Genomic DNA, 23,509 nt, shown 5'->3' with positions numbered 1-23,509 from the left:
GTGGCCGCTATGACGATGAATAGACGTTCTTTCTTGTCCGGTATGGCCCTGGCCCTAGCCGGGGCCGCAGCCACCACCACCCTGAGCGGCTGCGCGGGTACCAGCACCATGCGGGGCGCGGATAATACCGCCGATGATGGTTCGCCGGTCACCTCCTTGACCTGGTGGTCCAATCATCCCGGCTCCTCTAAGGATTATGAGCTGGAATTGATACGCCGCTGGGAGGAAAAGCGCCCGGATATTCGCATTAATCTGGTGGACGCGGGCAAGAATTACGCCGAGGTGGCCAATAAGTTCAACGCCGCGCTCACGGGGGCCGATGTGCCCGATATTGTGGTGCTTTCCGACGTATGGTGGTACAACTTTGCCATTAATAATCAGCTCACCCCGGTATCCGATTTGGTGAATCAGGCAGGAATTGATCCCTCCACCTATGTCACCTCCCTTTACGAGGATTATCGCATTGGGCAGGATTATTATGCTTTCCCCTTCGCTCGTTCCACGCCGCTGTTTTATTACAACAAGCAATCCTGGGCGCAGGCGGGCCTGCCGGAGCGCGGCCCGCAGACCTGGGAGGAGATGAGTCAATGGGGTGAGCAACTGCGCGCCGCCAACTCCGAGCAGCGCCCCTTCGGCTGGTACAACGCAGCCCACAATCTCTCCTGGACCTTCGCCGGGCCGCTGTGGACGATGGGCGGGGCCTACTCGCAGGGCTGGGACCTGCGCCTGACCTCCCCGGAAACCCTCGACGCCGTGCGCTGGTTCCAGCGCTCCACCGACCCACAAAGCGGCTGGGCCTATATTGCCACCGACCTCGCCGTGGACTTCTCCGCGGGCCGCTGCGCCAGCGGCATGCTCTCCACCGGCGACCTCAGCGGCATCAGCAAACAGGCCAAGTTTGAGTATGGCACCGCCGCCCTGCCGAATCCCCTGGGTCAGGGCGGTTGCCCCACGGGCGGGGCGGGCCTGGCTATTCCGCGCAATCTGCCGGAAAAGCGCAAGATTGCCGCCGCGCAATTCATTGACTTCATCACCAATAAGGAAAACACCGCTTATTGGTCTCGCAATGTGGGATATATGCCCGTGCGCAGCACGGCGGTGGATGACCCAGAACAGCAAAAGTTCATGGAGGAAAACCCCAATTTCCGCACCGCCGTGGACCAACTGGCTCATACCCGCCCGCAGGATAATGTGCGCGTGGCTCTGCCCGGTGCGGACCCCCGCATTGGTGGCTCGCTGGAAATGGTGGCCACGGGCCGCAAGGACGTGGAATCCGTGATGAACAATCTGAACAACATTATGAGCCGCATTTACGAAAACCAGGTTCAACCCCTTATCTGAGAGAGGATTTCTCATGGCACGAATAACGTATGAAGGCGTAAGCCGCATTTATGGGAAGTCCACCAAAGCAGCCGTGGATAACCTCAACCTCGACATCGCAGACGGGGAGTTCCTGGTACTCGTTGGCCCCTCGGGCTGCGGCAAATCCACTAGCCTGCGCATGCTGGCGGGTCTAGAACCCACCGACCGAGGGCGCATTACTATCGACGGCCGCGACGTCACCGGCGTTTCCCCCGCCGAGCGCAATGTGGCGATGGTGTTCCAGAACTACGCCCTCTACCCGAACATGACGGTGGCGCAGAACATGGGCTTCGCGCTGCGCAACCAGGGCGTCGATAAGCAGACCATCGCGCAGAAGGTGCAGGAAGCCGCCCGCATTTTGCAGCTAGAAGCCCTGTTAGAGCGCAAGCCCGCCAACCTTTCCGGCGGGCAGCGGCAGCGCGTGGCGATGGGCCGGGCGATTGTGCGTGACCCCGCGGTGTTTTGCATGGACGAGCCGCTTTCCAACCTGGACGCCAAACTGCGCGTATCCACCCGCGGGCAGATTTCCGCCCTGCAAAAGCGCCTGGGTACCACCACGGTGTACGTGACGCACGACCAGGTAGAGGCCATGACGATGGGTGATCGCGTGGCGGTGCTCAAGGACGGCGTGCTGCAACAGGTGGCCTCGCCCCAGGAGATTTACGAGCGGCCCGCCAATGCCTTCGTGGCCGGGTTCATTGGCTCCCCGGCGATGAACTTCTTTGAATGTGCGGCGGAGCAGCGCGGTATCACCCTGGGCGAACAGCCCGTGCCGCTCACCCGCACGCAGGCCGACGCCACCCGCGCCAGCACCCTGCACCTGGGTATCCGGCCCGAGCACCTGGCCCTGGCCGCGCCGGGGGCTGGTATCGACGCCCGCGTGCAGCACGTGGAGCAACTGGGCTACGAGTCCTACGCCTACTTCAAGGCCGAGGGGGTAGAGGAATTGGTGGCGGTGCGCTTGGAGGAGCGCGCTCACCTGCCGGTGGGGGAGGAGTACTCCCTGGTGTTGGGGCCGGAGCCGGTGGTGCACCTGTTTGATGGGGCAGGTGAGCGGGTGGAGTAGGCGCGGGATGGGTGCGCGATTGTGGCGCATGTGCGAAAATCGCACCTATGGCTGTGATGGAAGCGCACGAGGCTGCGCAGCAGTTGGGGGAACGGGTCAAAGGCGCGCGCGAACGCGCGGGCCTCACCCAAGAGGAACTGGCACGGCGGGTGCGCGTGGAGCGCACCGCCATTAACAAAATGGAACGGGGGACGCGCAAGGTGAGCGCGGTGGAACTATCGGAGATTGCTCACGCCTTGGGCGTGAAAATGACCGCCTTTTTTGAGGAGCCCACTCCAGCCGTGGTGGCGTACCGCTCAGCCCACGGGCTTGCGGTGGAGGGGACTCGTCTCACCGGAATGGCAGAAAAGCTGGCCGCAGATGTGGAGTTTGTTCAGTCGCTCACCGATATAGGCGGGATGGAAGAAACCCCGTGGCCTCTCATAACTTCTCAAGAAGAAGCAGAAAGGATGGCTCGGCAGCTGCGTGGGTTGTGGGGCCTACAGGAAACGGAACCTGCGTTGGGTTTGGTGGGGCTTGCCTCCCGCATAGGTCTTTATGCCTTTAGCGAGGAATTAGGCGATGATGTGGCAGCGGCCGCCGTGATTGCCCTCAAACAAGGTGGGGTGGCACTGATTAATAGCAGCAATAAAGTGGGACGCCGCCGCCTCGCTCTGGCGCATGAGGTGGGCCATTACCTTATCGGTGATTCCTACTCGGTAGAAGCGCGTGGTATTTCCGGCAACAAAACGGAGGAATACCTTGATTATTTTGCGCGCGCAGTATTGCTACCGCAGGCGGCGGTGGAAGAACAGTGGTCGCGCTGGGTAGAGCAGCATGGCTTGCGCGGTGCGGCGGTGCTCGCGGCGGGAACATACCACGTGGATATGAGCACCTTGGCGCGCCGACTTAGCGACCTGGGCGTGATAGACGCCCAGCAGGCGGGAGCAATTCGCACGGAACATACCACCAAGGCCGATATGGTGGAGTTTGACCTCTATCCAGGATCGGAATTAGAGGGCACAACCCAGCCGAGGGCCTTCCAACAAGCCGTGTTGCTTTTGGTGCGCCGGGAGCAGATTAGCCGCGAGCGTGCCCTGGAATTGCTTGGTGGATTATTTAGCACCGAGGATCTTCCCCAGCCTGAACTTAAGGGGAAAAACGCGGTGTGGGAGTACGTCTCGTGAGTGGGTACGTCTTTGATACCGGGCCGCTGCGACATTTCTGTTTGAGCGGATGGCTGGGGGCGTTAAAGTTCGTCGTGGGGGATGCTCCCGTGTTTATCCCTGAAAGCGTGGAGCAAGAGCTGCTTTTGCAACGTGGCCGGGACCCAGGGTTGAGCCAGATTTTTAAGGCAGATTGGATAGACGTAGACCGCAGCGATGATCTTGCCTTCTTAAAACTCTTTGCCAGGTATGAACAGAGATTGGTGGGGAAGAATCCGCAGAAAAATCGAGGGGAATGTGGGGTACTGGCTTTGGGGAAGGCGCGGGGGTGGACCGTGGTTATCGACGATGGGGCTCCACGGCGGATTGCAGCGGAAGAGAAAATAGAAAAAACCGGCACGCTGGGTTTGTTATGCAAAGCGGTGCGGGAGGAAAGGCTCACCGTGGAGATGGTGGAGAGCCTTACCGATGATCTCTTGGCAGGAGAGTATTACCTGCCTTTTGGTCCTGGCGAGTTTTGGGCATGGGCCAAAGAACAAGGAGTTATCTAATCCCTAATCCATATCCCGAATAAACCGCGCCACGTGCCCGGTGGCCTTGACGTTGTACTTGGCCACCCCGATGGTGCCGTCGGGCTCAATGAGGAAGGTGGAGCGAATTACGCCCTCCACAATGCGCCCGTAATTCTTCTTCTCCCCATAGGCCCCGTAGGCCTTCATCACGGTCTTATCGACGTCGGAAAGCAGGGGGAAGGTCAGTTCGTGATCCTCGCGGAAGGCGGCGAGCTTCTCAGGGGTATCGGGGGAGATGCCCACCACGGCGATGTTCATGTCGTTGAGCTGGCTCAGGCTATCGCGGAAGTCGCAGGCCTCCTTGGTACAGCCGGGGGTGTTTGCACGCGGGTAGAAGTACACGATCACCCGCTGCCCGGCGTAATCGCTTAAGGATACGGTGTTGCCGCGGTCGTCGATAAGCGAAAAGGCGGGGGCGGTGTCTCCTGTGTTCAGTGTCATGGCACCACCTTAGCGGTCCCGGGCGTCTTGTATCCTGCGTGGTGTGAAAACTCGATTCGATACCTACGTCAATCCGAACCGTCCGTGGTACCGAACCGCGCCTTTTTATATCGTGCTGGCCGTGGTGGCGATCTTCCTGGTCGTGGTGCTCATCGCGCAGTTCACGGGCAAGGATTCCAGCCCGGAAACCACCGCGAGCGGGCAGAGCATGGCTGCCGACGCCGCGACGGCTAACGATCCGGAGGCACAGCTCAAAGCCATGATTGAGCGCCGCGATCCCGACGATCCCCGCGCGATGGGAGATATTGACGCCCCCGTGACGATGGTGGAGTGGACGGATCTGCGCTGCCCCTTCTGCGGGCTCTTTTCCCGTGAGATTCTTCCCGAGTTAAAGAAGGAATACGTGGATACTGGCAAGGTGCGCATTGAGTTCCGCGACGTCGTGTACTTCGGGGAGCGCTCTGCCTCGGCGTCGGCCGCTGCGCGCGCCGCTGGTAAGCAGGACAAGTACGTGGAATACCTGAGTGCCATTTATGCCCGCGCCCCAGAGAGCGGCCACCCGGAATTGCCCGATGAAGAACTGATCGAGGTGGCCGAGGAAGTGGGCGTGCCGGATATGGAGGTCTTTAAGAAAGATATGAAGGACCCCCAGCTGGCCGCCGAGGCGGAGGAAGAAACCAATCAGGCTCGCCAATGGGGCGTGCAGGGCGTGCCTTTCTTCGCGGTGGGCAGTAGCTCCCTGGCGGGAACGCAGCCGATAGAGAACTTCCGGGCATTTTTGGATCAGGCGATTGAGGAGGCCAGCTAAACCGTGGAACTCAGCCTTGTAGGTGCCTTCCTGGGTGGGGTGCTCACCCTGCTCAGCCCTTGCTCCGCCATGCTGCTCCCGGCTTTCTTTTCTTACGCTTTCTCCCGGCCCACCTCTTTGATTACCAGCACGGGGGTGTTTTATGTGGGGTTGATTACCACCCTGCTGCCGATGGGCGTGCTGGCTGGTTCGGTGGGCGCGCTGGTGAGCGAGCACCGTGAGACCTTCGTGATGGGTGGCTCCCTGGTGGTGATCGCCCTGGGAATCATCATGCTGGCGGGCATAGAAATCCCCCTGCCGGGCAATATGGGCGTGGCCGGGGGAAGTTCCCTGGCGGCGGTGTATGTGCTGGGAACCATCTATGGCCTGGCCGGGGTATGCGCCGGGCCGCTCTTGGGCATGGTGCTCACGATGGCGGCGCTGAGCGGTAACGCCATCATGGGCGGAATCACCATGCTCATTTTCGCCCTGGGTATGGCTGTTCCCCTGGTGGTGCTCAGCCTGCTGTGGTCGCGCCTGCCCGCCATTCAAAACCTCGTGCGCCCGCGCGGGGTCACGGTCGGCCGTTGGCACAATTCTTGGAATAACATCATCGGCGGCCTGCTTACCATCGCGGTGGGGGCACTGATGTGGTTTACCAGTGGTACCACCAGCCTGGGCGGTTTCGTAGGCGTGAGCCAGCAGGCGGAGATGGAGAACTGGGTGCTGCGCACTACCTCGGAGATACCGGATTGGGTGGTATTGCTGGCAGTAGTGCTGCTCAGCGGTCTGGGATTGTTGGCCGCGCGCCTTTGGCGCAAGCGACCTGCGCCGAGTCCCGCCGACGCGCTAGAATAACCCGCAGAGTGGATACTGCGGGTGCTCGGCTGTCGCGTGACAGCGGCTGCGTGGTTTCCTCCGTGAGGCCTAGCGCGGGAAAACCCCAAGTGGGAATGACCCTGTACCTCAGCCCCGCGGAAGCGGTGCGGCGTTATGCCGCAGGAAAAACATCAACTCATATTTTGGGAGATAAACGTGGCACGCAATATCGAGGATATTCAGCAGGACATCGAGCGCACCCGGCGCCAGCTGGCTAGCACCCTGGATCAGCTTGCGGATCGCAGCAAGCCGAAGAACCTCGTGGATGATGCCAAGCGCGGAATCACCGCCAAGTTGCAAGACCCGCAGACGCAAAAGATCATTGCTGCCGTGGGTGCAGCGGTGGCCGGTTTGATCGTTGTGGCTGCGGCGCGCAACCGCAAGCGCAACAAGGATATTAAGGAATTGCAGCGGTTGCTTGCCGCGCGCGACTAATCTCCTGATAGAAGCCGCAGAGAGCGGTCATGGTGCTTTGGCTTCATGCCTCTTTGTGGCAGCATAAGCGAATATGACGAGCCAACACGGCGGGGATGACCGCGAACCGATCACCAGGGAGTTTCCCGTGCCGGGTTCCGGTGCGGAAACCACGGGGGCCTCTCAGGCGGGTAATTCTTACCCCGGTGCTGCGCATGCGGGTAATTCTCACGCGGACAATCCTCACGGGGGCAAGGTCGGGCCGGAGGCCGTGGGGCAATATCAGGGGGCTGAGGCTGGGCACAAGCCTCGCTTTGAAAGCAGCACCGCGAGCATGGTGGTAGCCGGAGTATCCATGCTCCTCATCCTCGTGGTCGTGGGGGCAGCCACCTGGATTTTCCTCTTTTCCTCCAAAGGCAGCGATGAGCCGGGAGGCGTCGTAGCAGCGGATACCTCCACGCAGACCACGGTAAGCAGCACTACTCGCACCACCAGCGCGGCTCCTCCGCGCACCACGGTTCGCCCCGCGCAGAGCACTGTCCCCAGTACCACGTCTCGAACTGCGCCCAGCAGCACCACCCAGGCCACGAGCAGTGCGGTGGCTCCCACCAGCACGCAGGAAAGCACAGAACCCAGTACCACGAGCAGCAGCCCCAGCAGCACAACCCCTGCGACCACCAGTGCGCGCCCCACGGCCCCCGCGCTCCCCGCAGAGGCCACTCCGGTGAATGGTTCCGCGCATGGAAATCGCCCGGCGGGTAACTTCAACTCGGTGTGGGCCTCCGGTGCCACCAGCGAGGACTTCGCTCAGGCGGTGCGCCAGGCATGGTTGCAGGCGTACCAGGAATCCGGGCAACTAGACCAAACCGTTCAGGCCTATAGCCCTACCACGGGGAGAAATTACACCATGACGTGCCGGGACACAGGCGAGTACGTGCACTGCACCGGCGGTAACAACGCGAACGTGTACATCGCATGAGCAGGCACGGTTCATACCTAGCTCTGCCGCTGTGCGCCCTCGCGCTTACCTCATGCACCATCGGGGAGGTGGAGCAGGAACAAAACTCCGCCGCCCCGAGCAGTTCCACCACGGCGAGCCCAACCACCGCCCAGCAATCCCCGGAACTCACCGCCCTGCCCGGTACCGCCGTGGCGCTTGCCGACGCCACCGGAACCCACACTGCGGGCGATCTCAGCGAGGCCGTGGGCGCTGGCCCGGCGTGGTCCACCTCCAAGGTGCCCCTCGCCGTGGCCGCGCTGCGCGCCTTCCCCGAGGACGCGCAGGTAGCCGAGAACGTCCGTACTGCGCTGACCGCCTCCGATAATGAGGCCGCCGCCTTCCTCTGGGAGGCTCTGGGCACCCCGGAAGAGGCGGGTGCGGCGGTGGAGGCCGTGCTGCGCGAGGGCGGCGACGATCACACGCGGGTGGAAACGCGCAAGGTGCGCCCGGAGTTTAGCGCCTTTGGGCAGACTCACTGGGCGGTGGCAGATCAGGCGGCCTTTGCCACCGCATTGCCAGACGTAAAAGGCGCGCAGCCCGTGCTAGAGGCGATGGGCCAGGTGATCCCCGAGCAATCCTATGGCCTGGGCACCATCGAGGGCATGAGGTTCAAGGGCGGTTGGGGTCCGGGGGTAGATGGTGCGTATACCGCGCGCCAGATGGGGGTGCTGAGCACGCCCTGCGGGGTGAAGGGAGCGGCCTTGGTGGCCCGTCCGCAGGGCGGCACCTATGAGGAAGCCCAGGCGTTGCTCACGCAGGCAGCGGAGGAACTAGCCCCGCACCTGCGCTGTTCCTAGATCAGCGCGAATCGTTAGAGGGCGTGAATCGGGGTGTTGTGCACCTCAGCCCCGGCCTTGTTGATCTCATCGAGGGCCGTTTGGCCTCGGTTGGGGTCTACCGGGGAGCAGTAGTAGGAGAGTATGCGCACCTCGAAGTTCTCCCGCAGGCCGTCGAGAGCCGTTTCCTTCACGCAGTAATCGGTGGCGATGCCCACGACGTCGATAGCTGTGATCTTGCGCTCGCGGAGCCATTCGGCAAGGGAGGTGCCCTCGCAGAAGCCCTCAAAACCGGAGTAGGCCACGCTGTAGTTTCCCTTGCGGAAGAAGGCCTCGATGCTTTCTACGGGAACCGCGGGGTGCATTTCTGCGCCGGGGGTACCGGCGCGGCAGTGCGGGGGCCAGTTGTCGATGAAGTCAGGGTTCTCGGAGAAGTGCTCGCCCGGATCAATGTGCCAATCCTGCGTGGCCACGATGTGCGCGTAATCGCGCACTGCCTTCTCATCGTGGAGGAGCGCGCGGATGCTCTCGGCGGCGAGATCCCCGTCAGAGGTAGCGAGGGTGCCGCCGGAACAGAAATCGTTTTGAACGTCTACGATTACCAAGGCCTTCACGGAGAGATATTATGGCACACCTGGCCCATAAAGTCGTGATCGTCGGGCGGGGGCGGATACATCGGTACCCTGGGTTGCCATGCAGCAATTTGCTTCCCCTATCCCTCATTACCTTGATTCCCTCCTCGATGAAGTCCGCGAGGAGAAGTCCGGGCACGTGGCCGATTACATTCCCGAGCTTGCCGCCGCCGACCCCAACCCCCTCGGCATCGCCATGTGCACTATCGGCGGGCATATCTATTCCGCCGGGGATTGCGACGTCCCCTTCACCCTGCAATCCATCTCCAAGCCCTTCGTCTACGCCCTGGCCCTGCAAGAGCGGGGCATTGATACGGTGATGAACACCGTGGGAATGGAGCCCTCCGGCGAGGCCTTCAATGAACTCTCCGTGGACGATGAATCCAACCTCCCCATGAACCCCATGATTAACGCCGGAGCTATCGCGGTCAATCAGCTCATCAACGGCGAGGATTCCACGGTGGAGGACCGCGTGGAGGTGATTCGCCGCCTGATGAGCGACCTCGCGGGCCGGGAACTGGGCTTCCACGAATCCCTGTGCTACTCCGAGCTCGATCACGCGGACCGCAACCTCTCTATCGCCCACATGCTGCGCAGCTACGGGGTGATTCACGATACCGCTCACGACGCCGTGCTCAGCTACACCCGCCAGTGCGCCATCGAGGTCACCGCCCGCGACCTCGCCGTGATGGTAGCCACCCTGGGCAATGGCGGCGTGCAGCCGATCACGGGCAAGCGCGTGCTCGAACCCGATGTGTGCCGCCTCACCATGTCCGTGATGAGTTCCGCGGGCATGTACGACGCCGCGGGCCGCTGGATGGCGCGCGTGGGTATCCCCGCGAAGTCCGGGGTATCCGGGGGTGTGATCGGTACCCTGCCGGGGCAACTGGGCCTGGCGACCTTCTCCCCGCGCCTCGACGCCGAGGGCAATAGCGTGCGCGGCGTCATGCTCTTTGAAAAACTCTCGCAGCAGATGGGGCTGCACCTGATGAACCCCATGCCGGTGGGTGTGCGCGCTATCCGTTCCATCGAGGTGCGCGGGGATGACACGGTCATCGTGATCCAGGGGATTATCAATTTCTCCGCGATGGAATCCATCCTGCACGAGATTTCCACCCGCGATTTCAGCGCCAGCCGCCTGGTGCTGGACGTTACTCACGTGGTGAGCGTGAACCGCATCGGGCGCAGGATGCTGGCCTCCACGCTGCTGCGCCTGCGCCGCGCGGGCTATGAGATTGCCATTCACGATCCCGAGAAGCGCCTGCTGGGCCTCATGCTTTCCGACGGCACCAAGCCGCCGAGGCTGGAGGAGAAGCAGGGCTAAGGATTGCTCAAGGCCCTCCGCGAGTGAACTTGCGGAGGGCCTTGAAGTGTATTGTGCGCCATCAGGGACTCGAACCCCGAACCCACTGATTAAGAGTCAGTTGCTCTACCAATTGAGCTAATGGCGCTTGGTTGTCTTTCAGGTGATGTGCTCCCTGGCGACGTCCGTTTACTTTACTGCTTGCCTTCCATACTGCAAAATCGCCTGTTCAGGGTGGATTTTAGGGCGAGCCGTCAGTTAGGGAGTGAAAGCGCGATTCGGCTCAATGTCTCACTTTGATAAAGGTTTGGGGATAAAAGCCCGGCGGTTGGGGTGAGGCTTCTAATAGGAACTAAAGTGGATCGGAACTATTGTTGTGGGCGAAAGCAGGAGGTGAGCGTGAGGGTGCGCTCTAGGCTTCGCGCAGTGACGGCTGCGCTGGTGGTGTTGGCTCTTGGCGGCGGGGTGACGTCGTGCACGATCAATGACGGCACGGCGGATTCGGACCAAGAACTCAGCGCGGAGGAAATGGAGCATGAACCGCCGAGTATCTCCGTGGAGGATGGAGCGCAGGAGGTTGACCCCACCGAGCCAGTCACGGTGATTTCCCAGGAGGAAGGCCTAGAGGAAGTCACGATGACGAACGAGGAGGGCCGCGAGGTGGAGGCCACCCTTTCCGACGATGGAAAGGAATGGAGCACCGCCGAGGTGCTGGGTTATTCCCGCACCTATACCGTGGAGGCCCGCGATCTCAATGGGGAAACATCCACGGTGGAGTTCTCCACGGTCGCCCCGGCAGGCACGGCGTCGGTCACGCTTTCTCCCTACGGAGTAGGGGAAGTGGGTGTGGGGCAGCCCATCGCTTTCCGCTTCTCTCAGAGCATTGAGGATCGCGCCGCAGCTCAGGAGGCCTTGGAGGTCACCACGGAACCGAAGGTGGAGGGAGCCTTCTACTGGGTGAATAACCAGGAGGTCCGATGGCGCCCGGAGAACTTCTGGGAGCCCGGCACCACGATTACGGCCAAGGCCAATATCTATGGCAAGGAATTAGGCGGCGGTATCTACGGGGCCGAGGATAACGAGGTGGAGGTGACCATTGGTGATGAGGTCATCACGGAGGTGGACGATGCCACCAAGACCATGACGGTGTATCGCAATGGCGAGGAGCTGCGCTCTATCCCGGTTTCCTTGGGCTCTGATAGGTGGCCCACCCCCAACGGCACCTACATCATCGGTGACCTGCACGATTCCTTGGTGATGGACTCGGAGACCTTCGGCCTTTCCCGCGAGGACGGCGGCTATAAAACTACCGTGAAGTTTGCCACGCAGATGTCCTACTCCGGGATTTACGTTCATGCCGCGCCGTGGTCGGTCTGGGCTCAGGGCAACACCAATACCTCGCATGGCTGCATTAATGTCACCGACGAGGCCGCGCAGTGGTTCCAAAACACGGTGAAGCGCGGAGACATCGTGAAGGTGCACAACACCGTGGGCGGGGAACTCAACGGGCTCGATGGCCTGGGCGATTGGAATATTCCGTGGGAGGAATGGAAGGCCGGTAACGCAGAGGGCTAGGCCCTCCCGGCCTTAGCCGCGCTTGCGCACCCCATATTCCTTGGTGTTAAACCAGATGGCGGAATCGGCGTCCTCGCTATCGTAAATGCGCACCTCACCATCGTGCGTGGTGTCAAAGATGTACCCATCAAAGAGCACCTTCTTACCCCGGTTCACGTCCGCCACGGTGGTATAGCCCTCTAGCTGCTCCTCCACGGCCTCGATGCGGAGGGGATCGGCGGAGGCCATGCGTATCTGGTTGGCGTGATATTCGGCGTCCTGTTGGAATACGGCAGTACCGGCATCGTTCGTGCTGCCCGGAATCCAATCGGCCTTGTTGATGTCGGCGGCCTGGCACAGCGGTTGGCCCTGCACCACGCAGTACACGCTGAGGGAACGATCGACGTCGATAAGCACCGCGTCCTGGGAAGAGCCCTCGGCGGAGGTGATTTCCTGGTCGTAGGCGTCCTTGTAGACATTTCCCTGAAGGTATAGCCGCCCCTGGGTATCGGGGGCGGGGGAGGTGAGGTCGAGCTGCGCGGTGGGGTGGGCCAACGGGTCCTCGGGATCGGCGGAGGTAATGGTGAGCCCACCGTCCTTGTACAGCACCGTGGAGACGGATTCGATGAGGCGTTCCTCGCCCTCGGGGGCGTCGGGATCGGGCCGCCCGCTGGTAATTTCCAGCTCCGAATCGGAGCGGCGGGTGACGTCGATGATGGAGCGCACCTCGGCGGGCAGCGGCGTGGTGATGAGTTCATCCTTGTGGAAGAACACCAGCGTATTAAATACCTGCGGTGTTTCCGCCCCCTCGAAGGAACCGGCAAAGGCCACCCAGCTGAGGTTCTTGCAGGGGTCAAATTGATTATTCGCCACCTCGCCCAGGTGCGCGGAGGCGCCCGTCTGCCCTCCTCCCGCCACCAGCGGTACGGTGCGGGAAGCCAGCACGGGCAGCAGGTTCGTATCGCTGAGCATGATGGAGCGGCAGTTCTTGGGCTTGCTCGCCTCCTTGGTGGGCTTTTCCGTGGTGGTCGGGGCCGCGGTAGTGGTGCTCGCCGCCTTGGTGGCGGAGGTGGCGGACGCGGCGGAAGGAGAAGAGGGAGCCGGGGTGGCGTCGATAGTCTCCTCGGAATTGCCGCAGGCGCTGAGGACGAGCGCGGTGGTGCAGACCAGGGCGGAAAAACGCAGGGGGCGTAGCTTCATATCGTTGAGATTATGTGATGAGTTTTTTCTTTGCAGCATGGGATAGTAAAAATCCCCCCGCTGCACTTTGCGGTGCAACGGGGGGATTGATAGGGGTGGCTGACGGGGCTCGAACCCGCGACACCCAGGATCACAACCTGGTGCTCTACCAGCTGAACTACAGCCACCATCGCCGCTGTAAAAGCAGCGAGAATAACCATAGCCCACCGTGGGATATTTACAAAAATCGCTGGTAGGCCTCGGTGGCCTCCTGCTGGGCCTGGGCGGCCTCCTCGGAAGAAGGGCCGGGTTCCGGCTGAAAAACGCTGCGGCGGTAATAATCCAGCTCGCGGATGGACTCCACGATGTCCGCCAGGGCGCGGTGGACCATGCCTTTTTCCGGCTGGTGATAGTAGGCGCGGGGGAACCAGCGCTTGCTGAGTTCCTTGATGGTAGAAACGTCCACCATGCGATAGTGCAGGGCGGCGTCGAGCCGGGGCATATGCTCGCGGATAAAGGAACGATCCGTGGCAATCGAATTGCCGGCCAGGGGGGCGGGGTGCTCGGGGTGGCAGTGCTGCTCAATGAGCGCGAGTACGGCGTCCTCGGCCTCGCGCAGGCTCACGGTGGAGGAGCGGATCTCCTCCAAGAGTCCATTGCTGCTGTGCATCTGTGTGACGTAATCGTCCATCCGGGCCAGCTCTCCTTCGGTGGCGTGTACCACCAGGTCCACTCCCTCGCCCACAATATTCAGGTTTGCGTCCGTGACCAGGGCGGCTACCTCCACGATTACGTGGCGGTGGACGTCCAGGCCGGTCATTTCCAGATCAATCCATACGAGGCGGTCATCTTTATCGGGCTGGCTCATGGCTCCCAGGATAGGTGGGGTTGGCCGGGGGAGGTAGTCGCAGCGAATAAGGGAAGGGTAACCTGTGGAATCATGCCTTCTGATCTCATCGTCGTAACCGGGGCAGCGGGCGGCATAGGCGAGGCCATCGCCAGGCTCAGCGCCCGCCGCCCGCACACCACCCTCATACTCACAGACCGAGAGGAATCCGCATTAGAGCGCGTGGCCGAGGAGGTGGCCGCTCATAGCGGCGAGGGCACACAGGTTCACGCTCGGCCCTGCGATCTCGCGCGGGAAGAAGAGGTAGAGGCGCTGATTGAGCAGGCCGCCACCCTGGGCACCCCGCGCTACCTGCTCCACGCGGCTGGGGTATTCACCGATCGTCCGGTGGCGCAGACGAGCACCGAGGAGTTCACCCGCATGATGGGGGTCAATGCCTACGGCACCTTCTTCCTGCTGCGCGCGATGGCCCGTGCCATGATGGAACGCCCCACCGAGGGGGATCGCGGGATCGTCGTGGTGGCCTCGAACGCGGTGGGGGTGCCGCGCGTGGGCATGGGGGCCTACGGGGCGTCGAAAGCCGCGGCCTCCGCGCTCACCCGCAGCCTGGGCCTGGAACTGGCCGAGCACGGGGTACGCTGCAACGTGGTATGCCCCGGCTCCACGGACACCGCCATGCAGCGCGATTTTTGGGGCGCGGACCCCGAGGCCGGAAAGCGACGCTCTCTGCACGGCGACCTCGTCACGCACCGCCTGGGTATCCCGCTGGGGCGCATCGCCACGCCCGAGGACGTGGCGCACACGGTGGACTTCCTGGCCTCCGAGCGCGCCCGCCACGTGACCCTTCAGGAGTTCTTTGTGGACGGAGGAGCCAGCCTGCATGCCTAAAACACCAGCCTCCAACAGGGCAGTGAGCAGGAACGATCTCTTCTTTTGGCAGGGCCGAGGTACCCGCTACGCCCCGGCGCAGGCCCTTAGCGCCGTACCGGCCGCGCGCTCCGAGAACCCCTGGCGTCCCGGCACCATCGTGGCCGGAGCCCTGCCCTTCGACGTCGCCAGCGCCGCCGCCCCCGCGCTGTGGGAACTCCCCGCCTGGGAGGAAGCAGAGCCTTTGCTTCTCGACGCCGCCGCCCCCGCGCGCCTGCGCAACCTGCGCCCGGCGAGCGCGCCGGGGAACTACATCAGCGCCGTGCGCCGCGCGGTGGAAGAGCTCAGCGCCGCAGAAACCCCGATGGAAAAAGTGGTGTTGGCGAGGGAGGTGCGCGCGGAACTGGCCGAGGAACCCGCCTGGCCTGACCTTTTGGCGAGCCTGGTGGAGCGCAATCCCACCGCCACGACCTTCTCGGTGCCGCTGCCGGGGGGTGCATCGGGCGCTGGCCTCAGCGAGGGAGACCCCGCCGACGTATTCTTCGGGGCCACCCCCGAACTCCTCCTGCGCAAAGAAGGGGCCACGGTGCTCAGTCACCCCCTGGCCGGTTCCATTCCGCGCAGCGCCAACCCGGAGGAGGATCGCCGCCGCGCCGAGGGCCTTTTGCTCTCCGCCAAGGACGCCCACGAGCACGCCTTTGTGACCCAGATGATCGGGCAGGCCCTGGCCCCCGTGTGCGCGGAACTCGACGTTCCCGCCCAGCCCAGCCTGCTCGCCACCGATACGATGTGGCACCTGGGCACCCGCATTAGTGGCCGCCTCAAGGCCGAGGAACAGCACCGCGACGCGCTCAGCCTGGCGCGCCTTTTGCACCCCACCCCCGCGGTGGCGGGCTGGCCCACGGGGGCGGCGATGAGCGCTATCCGCGACCTCGAACACGCCGATCGCGGCCTCTATGCGGGGGCCGTGGGCTGGGTAGACGCCAATGGTGATGGGCAGTGGAGCGTGTCTATCCGCTGCGGGCTGCTGCGCGGCCTGGAATTAAGTGCCTGGGGCGGGGCGGGCATCGTGGCCCAGTCCGAGGCGGAATCGGAATTGCGCGAGACCTCTGCGAAGCTGCGCACCATTGTGGAGGGGCTAGGAGTACAGATCGAGGGAGCACAAGCATGAGCCAGCGCGATTGGATAGCCGAGGCGCGGGAAAAATACACCCCCTACCCGGAGGAATACGCCCGGCGCTACCGGGAGGAGGGGCTGTGGATTGGCCGCAGGCTCGACCGGCTGGCCGCCGGAGAACCGCAGGCCACCGCGCTGATCGACGCCCGCGAAACCCTCACCTATGCCGAACTAGAAGCCGAGGTGGCCGGAATCGCTGCGGTGCTGCGCCAGCGCGGGATCGCCAGCCGCCAGCCGGTGCTGCTGCACCTGCCCAACACGGTAGAGGTGGTGCTGTGCTCCCTGGCGCTCATGCGCTGTGGGGCGCTGCCGGTGTACCTGCTTGATTCCCACCGCAGCGCGGACGTGGTCAGTATTAAGGAGCGCGCCCAGGCCACGGCCTATCTTTCGACGAGGCAGCGGGTGGCCGAGGAACAGGGGAACTTTGAGTTCTGCCTGGACGCCGCCGAGATACGTGAGGCGGCCCGGGGGCTGGCCTCGGGGGCGGAGGTTATCGAAGCCGAGGTAGAGGTAGACCCCGGCGAGGTGGCCTTCCTGCAACTCTCCGGCGGCACCACCGGGGTGCCCAAACTCATCCCCCGCACGCACGATGATTACCTTTATTCCGTCCTGCGCAGCAACGAGGTCTGCGGTATCACGGCGGAAACGCGCATGCTGGTGGTCTTGCCCGCTACCCACAATTACCCCACCAGTTCACCGGGCTACCTGGGGGTTCTGGCGGCCGGGGGAGTGGTGATCCTCTCCGAGCACTCCGCCCCGGAGCACGCCTTCGGGGTCGTCGAAAAGCATCGCCCCACCACCGTGGCCCTCGTGCCGCCCCTGGCGCGCACGTGGTCGGCCGCCGCCCCGCAGACCACCGCCGATCTCAGCAGCCTGCGCGTGGTGCAGGTGGGCGGGGCCAAGTTGGTGCCGCAGGCCGCCCGGGAGCTTATCGACGCCGCCGACTGGCACGTCCAGCAGGTATTCGGCATGGCCGAGGGCTTGGTGTGCTATACCAGCGCCGATGATTCCGAGGAGCACATCGTGGGCACCCAGGGCCGCCCGATGAGCGCCTTTGACGAGGTGCGCATCGTGGGGCCGGACGGCCAACCCGTGCCCGAGGGAACCAGCGGCGTACTCCAAGTACGCGGGCCGTACACCATCCGCGGCTACTGGGACGCCCCGGAGCACAACGCGCGCTCCTTTACCCCCGATGGCTTCTACATCACCGGCGACGTGGTGCGCCGCCTGCCCAGCGGGCACCTGGTGGTGGAGGGCCGCGATAAGGACCAGATCAATCGCGGCGGGGAAAAGATCAGCGCCGAGGAGGTAGAGGACCATATCCTCGCCCACCCCGCGGTATTCGACGCCGCCGTGATCGGCCAGCCGGATGCCTACCTGGGGGAGCGCGCTTGCGCCGTGGTGGTGCTGCGCGAGGGCCAGGCTTTGCGGCGCCCAGACCTTTCCAAGTTCCTGCGCGAGCGCGGTCTTGCCCGCTATAAAATCCCCGATACCCTGCGCATTGTCAGCGCCTTTCCTACCACCAAGGTGGGCAAACTCAGCCGTGCGGAACTGCGGCAACTGCTCGCCAGCACGCTCAATTCCACCACCGACACCCAACGCTAGAGGAAGGAACTTCACCGATGTCTCGTGACCTACCCACCTCCATCGCCTATGAGATGCCCTTGGAGGATACCGCTCACCCCGCCGTGGAATGGAGCCTTGACCCCCAGCGCAGCGCCCTGCTCATTCACGATATGCAGCGGCACTTCCTGCGCCCCTTCGTGGCCGGTGAACAGCCGGTGACCGCCCTGGTGGAGAACACCCGCCGCCTCGTGGAGGCCGCCCGCGCGGCGGGTATCCCGGTGTTCTACACCGCTCAGCCCGCTGATCAACCCACGGATAAGCGCGGCCTGCTCACCGATCTCTGGGGGCCGGGTATGACGGGCGATTCCCAGGGGGCGGAGATCATCGCTGAATTGGCACCCCAGGAGGGGGAGGTGGTGCTGACAAAGTGGCGCTATTCGGCCTTTGCGCGCTCGGACTTTGAGGAACAACTGCGCGCCACCGGGCGCGACCAACTGGTGATTAGCGGCGTGTACGCCCGCATTGGCTGTTCGGTCACGGCCGTGGACGCCTTCATGCGCGATGTACAGCCCTTCCTCGTGGCCGATGCCGTGGCGGACTTCTGCCGGGAGGATCACCACCAGGCGGTGCAGTGGGTGGCCGCCTGCGTGGGGGAAGTGACCGATACCGCCGCTGTGCTCTCGGCGTGGGGTGGTGCTGGTGCTGCGCCTGATTCTGTGCCCGAGGCCGAGGCTGGTGCCGCGGACCTGCGTGCTGTGGGCCTGCGCGCTGTGGACCTGCGGGCCCTGCTGGCCGAACTCTTGGAGGAGGACCTCACCGACCTGGACGAGGAGGGCGACCGCTTAGACGATTGGGGCCTTGACTCCGTGCGGCTGATGACGATGATTACCCGCCTGCGCGAGCAGGGCATTGACGTGAGCTTTGAGGACGTGCCCGAGGACGCCACCTTCGCGGAACTGCGCGAGATCGTGGAGGAGGGGGCTTAGGGGACGTAAGGGGTTTCCTGCGTTTCTGTGGTTTTTCTTGTGGCTTTGTCTTGATTCCACATCGGACCTTCCTCTAAGCTGAGGCAAACCTTATGTACTAAAGGAGATTTTGGTGTGTGACATGCCGAAAATCCCGAGGTGCCCCTTTGAGAAAGGACACAAGATTCATGGCCTCTTCCCTCCGCCGCCTGAGTGCGGTGTTGCTCGCCTCCACGCTGGCGGTCACCGCCTGTTCCCGCGCCGAGGACACCCAGAGCAGCGATGAGGCGGGTTCCTCCGCCTCCAACGAGCGCGTGGCTGCCCTGGGCTTGGGCGATGCCGATACCCTCCTGGCTCTGGGAATCAAGCCGGTGGCCGTGGCCTCCATCAGCACCCAGGCCGAGGGCGACGGCAGCGGCGTGGAGCCGTGGGCCAAGGAACTGCTGGGCGACGCCAAGCCCACCGTTATCTACGGCACCGGCCAGGGCTACAGCGCGGAGATCATCGAGCAGATCACGGCCACCGACCCCTCCAAGATCATCGCCGTGAACAGTGCCGTGGACGCCCAGGCCAAGGAGGCTCTGGAAAAGATCGCCCCCACCACCCTCAAGCCGGAGGGCACTACCGATTGGCAGATTCCCTGGGATAAGCAGGTAACCCAGATCGCTCAGGCGGTGGATAAGAAGGATGAGGGCGAGGATCTGATCGAGAAGGCGGAAAAGGCCTTTGAGGACTTCCGCAAGGCCCACCCCGAGATGGAGGGCAAGAAGGCCGCCGCCGTGATGCCCTACGACGGCAAGATCAGCGTGTACACCTCCGGCGACGGGCGCGGCCAATTCATCGAGGACCTGGGCTTTGAGATCCCCGAGGCCCTGGAAGGCACCGATGGCGCGTTCTTCCAGACCTACGCCCCGGAGAACTACCAGGACCTCAACCAGCTGGATTATCTCTTCGTGCTGGACTACAACGGCACCGCCGACGCCCTGAAGTCCGACGAGACCTTCCAGAACCTCGACATCACCCGCGATGGCCGCGTGTACTACATGGACACCGATACCAGCAACGCCATGAGCATGCCCAACCCGGTGACTATTCCGTGGGCGATCAAGAAGTTCGACGAGCAGCTGTGAGGCGTTCCGCACCCATTTTGGCGATAGGGGCCACCGCCGTGGTGGTTCTTATCGTCTTTTCTCTGTTTCTGGGCTCGCGCATCATGCCGCTGCCCGAGGTCGCCCAGGCCCTCCTGGACGGGCCGGGTAGCGCTGATGATTCCGCACACGTGGTGTGGCACCTGCGGGTGCCGCGCACCATCCTGGCCCTCCTGGTGGGGGCTGCCCTGGGCATGGCCGGTGCCATTGCCCAGGCGTGGACGCGCAACCCCCTGGCCGATCCCGGTTTCATCGGTATTACTGCGGGTGCGGCCTGCGCGATGGCTGTGGGCATGACGCTGGGAATCACCGCCGTGGGCGGACGCCTGGCGATGGCTCTGGTGGGGGCTGCCGTGGCGGCGTCGATAGTATTGCTGGTCTCGCGCGCCTCGCTGGACCCACTCACGGTGATTCTCGTGGGTGTGGGCGTGAGCGCGGCGCTGCAAGCGCTGACCACCGCGATGGCCCTGCAATCCAGCGCGGTGCTTGACGGCATGCGGCAGTGGAACCTCGGTTCCACGCAGGGGCGCGGCGCGGAGGATATTGCGGTGGCCGCGGCGGGGCTGATCGTCGGTGGGCTCGTGGCCGCCCTGGTGGCCCGCCCGCTCGATCTTCTTTCTCTGGGTGAGGAGGCCTCCGTGGCCCTGGGTTCCTCGCCCACGCGGGTGCGGCTGCTGGCCGTGCTGGCGGTGGTGCTGCTGGCCGGTGCGGCCACGGCGGCGGTGGGGCCGCTGGTGTTCGTGGGCTTTGCCGCCCCGCACCTGGTGCGCGTGTTCACCGGCCCGGAGCTGCGCCGCATGCTGCTTCCCACCGCGCTCGTGGGCGCGGCGGTGGCGCTGGCCGCCGATATTGTGGGCCGCGTGGTCATGCGGCCGGGCGAGCTGGAAATGTCCATCGTCATGGCCGTGGTGGGCGCGCCCATCGTGATCTGGGCGGTGCGGCGCTTCCGCAGCTTGAAATCCTCGGTGGAGGTGGGGCTATGAGTGCTTCTACAACCTCCTCTATGGCTTCCGACGAGCGCGCCGCCGACGATCGCGCTACCGTGCGGGAGAAGATGAACGCCCGGCGACGGCGTCGCCTCTGGCGCTCGGGGCTGAGCCTGGCGGGTTTGGTGCTGTTGGCAGCGGCGGCCTACCTGGTGCTGCTGGGCTCCGGGCCGATGCAGTTCAGCCCGGCGCAGGTATTCGAGGCGCTGACCGGCGGCGGGGAACATAGCGTGGTCACGGTGGTGTGGGATATTCGCCTGCCCGTTGCCATCGCCACTGCCGTGGTGGGCGCGGCCCTGGGTATCGCCGGGGCCTGGACCCAAACGATGTCGCGCAATCCGCTGGCCTCCCCGGACGTGCTGGGTGTTTCCGGCGGGGCGTCGGTAGCCGTGGTGGCGGGCACCCTGCTCTACCGCCCCGCCTGGGCCGAGGGCGTGGACACTTTCTGGTGGCGCTTTATCCTGGCGCTCGTGGGCGCGGCGGTGATCGTGGTATTGCTGCTGGTGCTGGGTGGTTTTGGCACCTCCCAGCAGGTGATCCTCATTGGCTTTGCCCTGGCGCTGCTCTGTCAAGCGCTGGTGTATTACGCCCTGGCACGCGCGGACCTCTCCCGGGCTACCGACGCCCAGGTGTGGCTCGCCGGTTCCACCGGCTTCGTGCGCTGGGAGGCCATCGCCCCCATGCTTCTGGGCTTGCTGCCCTTCCTGGCACTCGGCCTGCTGCAATCGCGCGACCTGACCATGCTGGGCCATGACGACGCCTTAGCTACCTCCCTGGGCGTGCGGGTAAACCGCGTGCGCGCCTGCCTGCTTATTGCCGCCACCGGCGTTGTGGCCGTGGTGGTGGCTGTGGTGGGGCCCATCGGGTTTGTGGCTCTGGTGGCTCCGCAACTAGCCCGCCTGCTCAGTGGTTCGCCCACCCCGCCGCCGTGGAACTCCGCTGCTTTAGGCGCGGCCCTGCTCCTGGTGTGCTCGGTGATCGCCACGCGCCTACCGGTGAGTATCCCAGTGGGGTTGGTCACCTCCGCGCTGGGCGGTGTGGTGCTGGTGATCTTGGTGGCCTCGGCCGCACGGAAAACAAAGAAGGGAATAGCGCTGTGATCGAGGCACGAGAGATTTACTCCGGGTACACCCCGGAGTGCGATATTGTGCGCGGGGTGAACATCACCGCCCGTCAGGGGCAGGTGACCACGCTCATGGGTCCTAACGGCTGCGGAAAGTCCACGCTGCTCAAAACGATGTCCCGGCTGCTTAGCCCGCGCAAGGGGAGCGTGACCGTGGACGGCACCGATGTGCACGGCCTCGAACCCAAGGAGGCCGCGCGCACCGTGGCGCTGCTCCCACAGCACCCGATGGCCCCTCCGGGGCTGCGGGTGGGCGAATTGGTGGCCCGCGGGCGACACCCCCACCGGGGTTGGCTGGGCGGCAATAGCGCCGCCGACCGTTCCGCCATCGAGGCCGCCCTGGAGCGCACCGACACCGCCGCCCTGGTGGACCGCGAGGTAGCCGAACTTTCCGGCGGGCAGCGCCAGCGCATGTGGCTGGCGCTGGCGCTCGCGCAGGAAACCCCGGTGCTGCTGCTCGATGAACCCACCACCTACCTCGACCCCGCGCACGCCCTCTCCACCCTTGCTTTATGCCGGGATTTGGCCCGCGACGGGCGCACGGTGGTGATGGTGCTCCACGATCTCATGCTGGCCGGGGAGTACTCCGATGAGATGGTGGTGATGCGCGAGGGGCAGGTGATCGCCCAGGGTGCCCCGAATGAGGCGCTGACCAGCGAGGTTCTGGCCCGCGCCTATGGGCTTAACGCCGAGGTGTGGCCGAACCCCCAGGGCAATGCGCCGGTGATCGTGCCGAGGGGGATTGTTTCTGAGGGGTAGGTTTTTTTTGGGGGGGGGGCGTCGGCCTGCAGAATCACGCTGTGATCTGCGGGGTGCTTTACTTTTTGCTATCCCATTTTGGAGTAAAAGCGCCCGATGATGGGGGAAATCACGGCGGTGGGGGTAATAGCGGAAAGAGCGTTCATGGCCTTAGAAAGCGGCCCCGGCACCACGCGGCGCTTGTTGGCCGCCATCGCCTCCAAGGTTTCGCGGGAGCAGGATTCATAGGTGGCCCACAAGAAATCGGGCACCACCTTATCCACAATGCTGGCCTCGGCGGGGTCGATATGCGCCTCGCGCACCGGGCCAGGAGCGAGCAGAGTGCAGTGCACACCGGTGCCTTTGAGCTCATAATGCAGGGCCTCGGTAAAGGCATTTACCCCGGCCTTGGTGAATACATAGGTGGCGTTATTGGGAATGGGCACATTGCCTGCCGCCGAGCCCACATTGCAAATAGCCCCCTCGCCGCGCTCGCGCATGGGGCCGAGCACCGCGCGGGTCAGGCGGAATACCGCCGTGGCATTGAGCTGGAACTGATTAGTCTCATAATCCCAATCCTGCTCCATAAAGGGGCCAAAGGAGGCAATACCGGCGGAATTAATGGTGATGTGTACCCGGCGGTTTTCTAGATGCTCGATCAGACGGGTGACCTCGGCTTCCTTGGAGAGATCGCAGGCGAATACCTCCACCTCCACGCCGTGTTGCTTTTCTAACCGCGCTGCGAGGTCGGCAAGCACCGTCTCGCGCCGGGCCACCAGAATCAGGTTGTGCCCCGCAACGGCGAGATCGCGGGCCATCGCCTCACCGATTCCCTGGCTGGCACCAGTAATCAGGGCGTAGGAGTTCGGGCGGGGGGAGGGCAGAGCCATGTGGAGTCCTTTGTGAGGAGTGCTTATCGACGTCCCGGCCCATGCTACCGGGTGTAAGCTGTGTCTGTAGGAGTATGTACTCGAAAAATATAA

The 23,509-nt window shown here is 63.8% G+C and carries 24 protein-coding genes and 2 tRNA genes; 19 read left to right on the top strand and 7 right to left on the bottom strand.

Annotation, left to right across the window (positions count from 1 at the left end):
* Window positions 1–9 precede the first annotated feature (9 nt).
* Genes Clow_RS10040 through Clow_RS10025 form a run of 4 tightly spaced genes read left to right on the top strand, consistent with a single transcriptional unit; the run spans window position 10 to window position 4,124 of the window.
* The gene (locus tag Clow_RS10040; RefSeq protein ID WP_245625754.1) at window positions 10–1,341 is read left to right on the top strand and encodes an ABC transporter substrate-binding protein; all 1,332 of its coding nucleotides are present in this window, start codon (window positions 10–12) and stop codon (window positions 1,339–1,341) included.
* A gap of 13 nt (window positions 1,342–1,354) precedes the next feature.
* Window positions 1,355–2,428 carry an ABC transporter ATP-binding protein gene (locus Clow_RS10035; protein WP_055178805.1) on the top strand — a complete coding sequence of 358 codons (1,074 nt, stop codon included), beginning with the start codon at window positions 1,355–1,357 and terminating at the stop codon, window positions 2,426–2,428.
* Window positions 2,429–2,475: 47 nt separating this feature from the next.
* Window positions 2,476–3,594 carry a helix-turn-helix domain-containing protein gene (locus Clow_RS10030; RefSeq protein ID WP_055178803.1) on the top strand — a complete coding sequence of 373 codons (1,119 nt, stop codon included), beginning with the start codon at window positions 2,476–2,478 and terminating at the stop codon, window positions 3,592–3,594.
* Entirely contained in the window at window positions 3,576–4,124 is a 549-nt protein-coding gene (locus Clow_RS10025; protein ID WP_483772855.1) for a PIN domain-containing protein, read from the top strand. Before Clow_RS10030 ends, Clow_RS10025 begins: the two co-directional genes overlap by 19 nt.
* A gap of 3 nt (window positions 4,125–4,127) precedes the next feature.
* Here Clow_RS10025 and bcp read toward each other — a convergent pair whose 3' ends face one another.
* Complete coding sequence (bcp, locus tag Clow_RS10020) at window positions 4,128–4,586, bottom strand: thioredoxin-dependent thiol peroxidase (protein ID WP_055178801.1); 459 nt, start codon at window positions 4,584–4,586, stop codon at window positions 4,128–4,130.
* Between the two features lie 43 nt (window positions 4,587–4,629).
* On the opposite strand from bcp, the gene Clow_RS10015 reads away from it, so the two are divergent.
* From Clow_RS10015 to Clow_RS09995, 5 genes are all read left to right on the top strand, one after another.
* The gene (locus Clow_RS10015) at window positions 4,630–5,394 is read left to right on the top strand and encodes a DsbA family protein (RefSeq protein ID WP_055178799.1); all 765 of its coding nucleotides are present in this window, start codon (window positions 4,630–4,632) and stop codon (window positions 5,392–5,394) included.
* A gap of 3 nt (window positions 5,395–5,397) precedes the next feature.
* A complete protein-coding gene (locus Clow_RS10010) occupies window positions 5,398–6,231 on the top strand; it encodes a cytochrome c biogenesis CcdA family protein (RefSeq protein WP_055178797.1) in 834 nt (277 codons plus the stop codon).
* Between the two features lie 177 nt (window positions 6,232–6,408).
* Window positions 6,409–6,687, top strand: coding sequence for a DUF3618 domain-containing protein (locus tag Clow_RS10005; RefSeq protein WP_055178923.1), 279 nt, complete (start codon window positions 6,409–6,411; stop codon window positions 6,685–6,687).
* Between the two features lie 73 nt (window positions 6,688–6,760).
* A complete protein-coding gene (locus tag Clow_RS10000; protein ID WP_055178795.1) occupies window positions 6,761–7,645 on the top strand; it encodes a hypothetical protein in 885 nt (294 codons plus the stop codon).
* The gene (locus Clow_RS09995) at window positions 7,642–8,463 is read left to right on the top strand and encodes a serine hydrolase (RefSeq protein ID WP_069724618.1); all 822 of its coding nucleotides are present in this window, start codon (window positions 7,642–7,644) and stop codon (window positions 8,461–8,463) included. The genes Clow_RS10000 and Clow_RS09995 overlap by 4 nt, the downstream gene beginning before the upstream one ends.
* A 14-nt stretch (window positions 8,464–8,477) precedes the next feature.
* Here the strand turns inward: Clow_RS09995 and Clow_RS09990 are convergent, their stop codons facing one another.
* Window positions 8,478–9,056, bottom strand: a complete 579-nt coding sequence (locus Clow_RS09990; protein WP_055178793.1) for an isochorismatase family protein — start codon at window positions 9,054–9,056, stop codon at window positions 8,478–8,480.
* Between the two features lie 79 nt (window positions 9,057–9,135).
* Between Clow_RS09990 and Clow_RS09985 the strand changes: the two genes are divergently transcribed.
* Window positions 9,136–10,398 carry a glutaminase gene (locus Clow_RS09985; protein ID WP_055178789.1) on the top strand — a complete coding sequence of 421 codons (1,263 nt, stop codon included), beginning with the start codon at window positions 9,136–9,138 and terminating at the stop codon, window positions 10,396–10,398.
* A gap of 54 nt (window positions 10,399–10,452) precedes the next feature.
* On the opposite strand, the gene Clow_RS09980 is transcribed toward Clow_RS09985, so the two are convergent.
* Window positions 10,453–10,525, bottom strand: a tRNA-Lys gene (locus Clow_RS09980).
* Window positions 10,526–10,776: 251 nt separating this feature from the next.
* Here Clow_RS09980 and Clow_RS09975 point away from each other — a divergent pair.
* Window positions 10,777–11,952 (top strand): L,D-transpeptidase, encoded by a 1,176-nt coding sequence (locus Clow_RS09975; protein WP_055178786.1) that lies wholly within the window; start codon window positions 10,777–10,779, stop codon window positions 11,950–11,952.
* 12 nt (window positions 11,953–11,964) lie between these two features.
* Here the strand turns inward: Clow_RS09975 and Clow_RS09970 are convergent, their stop codons facing one another.
* The 3 genes from Clow_RS09970 to orn form a co-directional block, all read right to left on the bottom strand.
* A complete protein-coding gene (locus Clow_RS09970) occupies window positions 11,965–13,131 on the bottom strand; it encodes an LppP/LprE family lipoprotein (protein ID WP_055178784.1) in 1,167 nt (388 codons plus the stop codon).
* Between the two features lie 94 nt (window positions 13,132–13,225).
* A tRNA-His gene (locus Clow_RS09965) sits at window positions 13,226–13,298 on the bottom strand.
* A gap of 50 nt (window positions 13,299–13,348) precedes the next feature.
* Window positions 13,349–13,978: an oligoribonuclease gene (gene orn / locus Clow_RS09960; protein WP_055178782.1), complete on the bottom strand. Its 630-nt coding sequence runs from the start codon at window positions 13,976–13,978 to the stop codon at window positions 13,349–13,351.
* Window positions 13,979–14,050: 72 nt separating this feature from the next.
* On the opposite strand from orn, the gene Clow_RS09955 reads away from it, so the two are divergent.
* From Clow_RS09955 to Clow_RS09920, 8 genes are all read left to right on the top strand, one after another.
* Entirely contained in the window at window positions 14,051–14,845 is a 795-nt protein-coding gene (locus Clow_RS09955) for an SDR family oxidoreductase (RefSeq protein ID WP_069724617.1), read from the top strand.
* A complete protein-coding gene (locus tag Clow_RS09950; RefSeq protein WP_055178780.1) occupies window positions 14,838–15,995 on the top strand; it encodes an isochorismate synthase in 1,158 nt (385 codons plus the stop codon). The genes Clow_RS09955 and Clow_RS09950 overlap by 8 nt, the downstream gene beginning before the upstream one ends.
* On the top strand, window positions 15,992–17,605 hold the full coding sequence (locus Clow_RS09945; RefSeq protein ID WP_055178778.1) for a (2,3-dihydroxybenzoyl)adenylate synthase: 1,614 nt from the start codon (window positions 15,992–15,994) through the stop codon (window positions 17,603–17,605). The genes Clow_RS09950 and Clow_RS09945 overlap by 4 nt, the downstream gene beginning before the upstream one ends.
* Window positions 17,606–17,622: 17 nt before the next feature.
* The gene (locus Clow_RS09940; RefSeq protein ID WP_055178777.1) at window positions 17,623–18,552 is read left to right on the top strand and encodes an isochorismatase family protein; all 930 of its coding nucleotides are present in this window, start codon (window positions 17,623–17,625) and stop codon (window positions 18,550–18,552) included.
* A 167-nt stretch (window positions 18,553–18,719) separates the two neighbouring features.
* On the top strand, window positions 18,720–19,661 hold the full coding sequence (locus Clow_RS09935) for an iron-siderophore ABC transporter substrate-binding protein (RefSeq protein WP_055178775.1): 942 nt from the start codon (window positions 18,720–18,722) through the stop codon (window positions 19,659–19,661).
* Window positions 19,658–20,662 (top strand): FecCD family ABC transporter permease, encoded by a 1,005-nt coding sequence (locus Clow_RS09930; protein WP_055178773.1) that lies wholly within the window; start codon window positions 19,658–19,660, stop codon window positions 20,660–20,662. The genes Clow_RS09935 and Clow_RS09930 overlap by 4 nt, the downstream gene beginning before the upstream one ends.
* Complete coding sequence (locus tag Clow_RS09925) at window positions 20,659–21,765, top strand: FecCD family ABC transporter permease (RefSeq protein ID WP_370871880.1); 1,107 nt, start codon at window positions 20,659–20,661, stop codon at window positions 21,763–21,765. Before Clow_RS09930 ends, Clow_RS09925 begins: the two co-directional genes overlap by 4 nt.
* Window positions 21,762–22,547 (top strand): ABC transporter ATP-binding protein, encoded by a 786-nt coding sequence (locus Clow_RS09920; RefSeq protein WP_055178769.1) that lies wholly within the window; start codon window positions 21,762–21,764, stop codon window positions 22,545–22,547. Before Clow_RS09925 ends, Clow_RS09920 begins: the two co-directional genes overlap by 4 nt.
* 68 nt (window positions 22,548–22,615) lie before the next feature.
* Here Clow_RS09920 and cmrA read toward each other — a convergent pair whose 3' ends face one another.
* The gene (gene cmrA / locus Clow_RS09915) at window positions 22,616–23,416 is read right to left on the bottom strand and encodes a mycolate reductase (protein ID WP_055178767.1); all 801 of its coding nucleotides are present in this window, start codon (window positions 23,414–23,416) and stop codon (window positions 22,616–22,618) included.
* Window positions 23,417–23,509 lie beyond the last annotated feature (93 nt).

This window comes from Corynebacterium lowii (assembly GCF_001412085.1).
Taxonomy (GTDB): Bacteria; Actinomycetota; Actinomycetes; order Mycobacteriales; family Mycobacteriaceae; genus Corynebacterium; species Corynebacterium lowii.
This window is presented reverse-complemented; position numbering and strand designations above follow the sequence as displayed.

Bases quoted from the DNA above. Each gene is read 5' to 3' on its own strand.
- Clow_RS10030 (WP_055178803.1), top strand. From the start codon at position 2,476: ATGGCTGTGATGGAAGCGCACGAGGCTGCGCAGCAGTTGGGGGAACGG.
- Clow_RS09940 (WP_055178777.1), top strand. From the start codon at position 17,623: ATGTCTCGTGACCTACCCACCTCCATCGCCTATGAGATGCCCTTGGAG.
- Clow_RS10035 (WP_055178805.1), top strand. From the start codon at position 1,355: ATGGCACGAATAACGTATGAAGGCGTAAGCCGCATTTATGGGAAGTCC.
- orn (WP_055178782.1), bottom strand. From the start codon at position 13,978: ATGAGCCAGCCCGATAAAGATGACCGCCTCGTATGGATTGATCTGGAA.
- Clow_RS09935 (WP_055178775.1), top strand. From the start codon at position 18,720: ATGGCCTCTTCCCTCCGCCGCCTGAGTGCGGTGTTGCTCGCCTCCACG.
- Clow_RS09925 (WP_370871880.1), top strand. From the start codon at position 20,659: ATGAGTGCTTCTACAACCTCCTCTATGGCTTCCGACGAGCGCGCCGCC.
- bcp (WP_055178801.1), bottom strand. From the start codon at position 4,586: ATGACACTGAACACAGGAGACACCGCCCCCGCCTTTTCGCTTATCGAC.
- Clow_RS10000 (WP_055178795.1), top strand. From the start codon at position 6,761: ATGACGAGCCAACACGGCGGGGATGACCGCGAACCGATCACCAGGGAG.
- Clow_RS09970 (WP_055178784.1), bottom strand. From the start codon at position 13,131: ATGAAGCTACGCCCCCTGCGTTTTTCCGCCCTGGTCTGCACCACCGCG.
- Clow_RS10040 (WP_245625754.1), top strand. From the start codon at position 10: ATGACGATGAATAGACGTTCTTTCTTGTCCGGTATGGCCCTGGCCCTA.
- Clow_RS09985 (WP_055178789.1), top strand. From the start codon at position 9,136: ATGCAGCAATTTGCTTCCCCTATCCCTCATTACCTTGATTCCCTCCTC.
- cmrA (WP_055178767.1), bottom strand. From the start codon at position 23,416: ATGGCTCTGCCCTCCCCCCGCCCGAACTCCTACGCCCTGATTACTGGT.
- Clow_RS09950 (WP_055178780.1), top strand. From the start codon at position 14,838: ATGCCTAAAACACCAGCCTCCAACAGGGCAGTGAGCAGGAACGATCTC.
- Clow_RS09945 (WP_055178778.1), top strand. From the start codon at position 15,992: ATGAGCCAGCGCGATTGGATAGCCGAGGCGCGGGAAAAATACACCCCC.
- Clow_RS09995 (WP_069724618.1), top strand. From the start codon at position 7,642: ATGAGCAGGCACGGTTCATACCTAGCTCTGCCGCTGTGCGCCCTCGCG.
- Clow_RS09955 (WP_069724617.1), top strand. From the start codon at position 14,051: ATGCCTTCTGATCTCATCGTCGTAACCGGGGCAGCGGGCGGCATAGGC.